This is a genomic window from Pseudomonas sp. PS02303 (assembly GCF_029959925.1).
GTDB classification, from domain to species: domain Bacteria; phylum Pseudomonadota; class Gammaproteobacteria; order Pseudomonadales; family Pseudomonadaceae; genus Aquipseudomonas; species Aquipseudomonas mandelii.
Genome location: NZ_JASCOM010000492.1, coordinates 1 through 1,839 on the forward strand (window position 1 = coordinate 1; position 1,839 = coordinate 1,839).

Consider the following 1,839-nt stretch of genomic DNA (forward strand, 5'->3'; position numbering starts at 1 on the left):
GGCGGTGTATCAGCCAAGTAGATATCGACTGTCACGACGCCTTCGCGGGCAAGCCTCGCTCCTACAGGGGTTTGTGGTGGGTTTAGAGCTCGCGCCACATGTGGATTTTGTCGAAGTAGTCTTCGCCGACGCGCACCGCCATGGGTTCGAGGCCGAACTGTACGAAGCCGCAACGCTGGTACAGGTTGAACGCCGCCTCATTGCCGGCGGTGACGGTCAGCTGGATCAGCCGCAGGCCTTTATGGTTCTGCGCTTCATCCAGCGCGGCTTGCACCAGTTGCTGACCCAACCCGCGCTGCCGGACTTTGCCGGACACATACATGCCAAACAGCGTCGCCTTGTGCCGGGCCTTTTCCCGGGGTTCGAAGGCCAGGCCGACGATGCCTGACAACGCGCCGTCCTCGAACGCCCCGAACACCACATCCAGCTTGCTGGTCAGGCGCGACTCCCACCAACTCAGCGGCATTGTTGCGCGTTCGCGCACACTCGAAGTGAAGGCCTGTGGATGCAGGTCGTAGGCTTCCAGCATCAGCGCCCGATAGTCCAGCGCATGGCTGGCATCCAGTCGTTCAATCCACATGGTCAAGCCGTCCGTCGTTGCTCAAGCATCAGCCGCACCGCCAGCGCGGACAGGACAAACCCCATGAAATAACGCTGCAGCGCCAGCCAGGTCGGGTTGTTGACGAACCACGACGCGATGCCTGCCGCGAAGATCGCGATCAGCAGGTTGACGCAGAAACTGACGCTGATCTGGGTCAGGCCCAGCACGATGCTCTGGGTGAACACCGAGCCATGCTCAGGCGTGATGAACTGTGGAAACACCGACAGGTAAAACACCGCGATCTTCGGGTTCAGCGCGCTGGTGAGAAACCCCATGGTGATCAGTTTTCGCGACGAGTCCGGCGGCAACTGCTGCGCTTCGAAGGGTGAACGTGCGCCGGGTTTGACCGCCTGCCACGCCAGCCACAACAGATACAGCGCGCCGGCCCATTTCAACACTTCGTAGGCCATCGGCACGGCCAGGAAGACCGCGGTCAAACCGGCCGCAGCGGCGAACAAGTGCACGAAGAATCCCGCCACCACGCCGAGCAACGAAGTCACGCCGGCCTTGCGCCCCTGGCAGATCGAACGGGAGATCAGGTAGATCATGTTCGGCCCCGGCGTCAGCACCATCAGCAACGCGGCAGCGGCGAAAATCAGCAAGTCTTGAAGTGGGATCATGGGGCAGTCCTAGTCCGTGGATGATCAGGCGATCGCAGTCAGCGAAGCTCGATAAAACGGCAGGATCAGGTCCCGTGTCAATGGCGCCAACGAGAGATCGCCGTCGGTGGCCGGATCGATCCAGCGCACCTCTTCAATCTCCGCGGCGGGCGAGACGTCTGAATCGATGGTCAGCTGAAAGAGTTCAGCCTGGACGACAAAACCCGGCTCGTTGGCCGCCGGTGCCGAAAAGGGCCCCAGGTAGGTGGCGTGCGCGGGGTCGATGACCAGTCCAAGCTCTTCTTCCAGCTCACGGGCCAGGGCGTGAACCGGTTGTTCATGGGCCTCGATCTTGCCGCCGGGTTGCATGAAGGCTTCGGTGCCGCGTTTGCGGACCAACAGCGTGCGACCGTCAGGGCCGATCAGCAGGGCGGCGGCGATGCGGATGGTGCGGGGGGAAGGGGCGGATGAAAGTGTCATGGATCTGAGTGTGCCTTGAGTGAAAGACGCAAAGGATCACATGGGTGTCGCGCCGGCGTCACGGGGGAAAATAGCGGTCTAGCCCTTTGTGGGAGCGAGCCTGCTCGCGATAGCGGTCTTTCAGTCGACATCCATGGTGAATGTCAGGCCGTCTTCGCG

At 61.9% G+C, this 1,839-nt stretch carries 3 protein-coding genes; all 3 read right to left on the reverse strand.

From position 1 onward, the window contains the following. Positions 1-82: 82 nt before the first annotated feature. Genes QMX98_RS34395 through QMX98_RS34405 form a run of 3 tightly spaced genes read right to left on the reverse strand, consistent with a single transcriptional unit; the run spans position 83 to position 1,680 of the window. Positions 83-580: a GNAT family N-acetyltransferase gene (locus QMX98_RS34395; protein ID WP_010457726.1), complete on the reverse strand. Its 498-nt coding sequence runs from the start codon at positions 578-580 to the stop codon at positions 83-85. Positions 581-582: 2 nt separating this feature from the next. Then, positions 583-1,221, reverse strand: a complete 639-nt coding sequence (locus tag QMX98_RS34400) for a LysE family translocator (RefSeq protein WP_010457727.1) — start codon at positions 1,219-1,221, stop codon at positions 583-585. A 24-nt stretch (positions 1,222-1,245) separates the two neighbouring features. Beyond that, a complete protein-coding gene (locus tag QMX98_RS34405; RefSeq protein ID WP_282412072.1) occupies positions 1,246-1,680 on the reverse strand; it encodes an NUDIX domain-containing protein in 435 nt (144 codons plus the stop codon). Positions 1,681-1,839 lie beyond the last annotated feature (159 nt).